Origin of the sequence: Planomonospora alba (assembly GCF_039534085.1) — a bacterium.
Taxonomy (GTDB): domain Bacteria; phylum Actinomycetota; class Actinomycetes; order Streptosporangiales; family Streptosporangiaceae; genus Planomonospora_B; species Planomonospora_B alba.
The window spans coordinates 1-1,005 of record NZ_BAAAUT010000161.1 but is presented as its reverse complement, the minus strand read 5'-3'; the positions used below and the strand labels follow the sequence as shown (position 1 = coordinate 1,005).

The following is a 1,005-nucleotide window of genomic DNA, read 5'->3' as shown; positions in this document are numbered from 1 at the left end:
TGCGCCTGCCGATAATGTCATCCGGCCAGGTCATGGGCTTGCTGGGGATCTCCTGACGCGAGTGACCCCCTGTTGCTCGGGGTGCGGCATGGTGATCGTCTGTGCTGCTTCGCCTGGCCTGTCTCGCCGTCACGAACGCCTTCGCCGTGCTGCGGCTGCTGCCGATGAGCGATCGGGACAAGGACGTCGAGATCCTCGCTCTGCGCCACCAGATCACCGTTCTCGGACGGCAGCTCGGTGCCGATGCCAGGGCGCGATTCGCTCCCGAGGACCGTGCCTTCCTCGCCGCCCTGCCGGCGTCGCTGCCCCGCGAGGTCTTGCGCCGGATGCGGCTCCTCGTCCGCCCGGACACCGTCCTGCGCTGGCACCGCGATCTGATGAGACGCCGTCATGCCGGCACGTGTCGGCCGAAGCGGCCGGGGCGCCCGCCCACGGTCCGCTCCATCCGTGCGCTCATCCTGCGGCTGGTCCGGGAGAACCCCTCCTGGGGGTATCGGCGGGTGCACGGTGAACTGGCCATGCTCTCGGCATCACGGTCGCGCCCTCCACCGTGTGGGAGATCCTCAAACAGGAAGGCATGGACCCGTCCCCTGAACGGGCGTCGATCACCTGGGCCGACTTCCTGCGCGCGCAAGCCGACGCGCTGCTGGCCTGCGACGTCATCGAGACCGTCACCCTCACCGGGCGGCGCCAGTACGTCCTGGCCGTCATCGAGCACGCCAGCCGGCGCGTCCGCGTGCTGGGTACCACCGCCCATCCGACCGCGAGCTGGGTCGTCCAGGCGATGAAGAACCTCGTGATGGACCTGGAAGAGACCGGCTGCCGGGCGCGCTACCTGATCCGGGACCGGGATGGGAAGTTCCCCGCCCTCATGGACGAGATCCTCACCGAGGCCGGGATCCGGACCGTGCTCACCGGTGTCCGCGTGTCGCGCATGAACGCGGTCATGGAGCGGTGGGTGCAGTCATGCCGCCGCGAGCTGCTCGACCGCTGCCTGCTGTGGAA

At 69.5% G+C, this 1,005-nt stretch carries 2 protein-coding genes; one reads left to right on the top strand and one right to left on the bottom strand.

Annotated features, from left to right (window positions below):
• Nucleotides 1-17: 17 nt before the first annotated feature.
• A complete protein-coding gene (locus tag ABD823_RS34415; protein WP_344867147.1) occupies nt 18-368 on the bottom strand; it encodes a hypothetical protein in 351 nt (116 codons plus the stop codon).
• 209 nt (nt 369-577) lie between these two features.
• On the opposite strand from ABD823_RS34415, the gene ABD823_RS34410 reads away from it, so the two are divergent.
• Nucleotides 578-1,005, top strand: a 428-nt coding sequence (locus ABD823_RS34410) for a hypothetical protein (RefSeq protein WP_344867145.1), incomplete at its 3' end; no start/stop codon positions are given.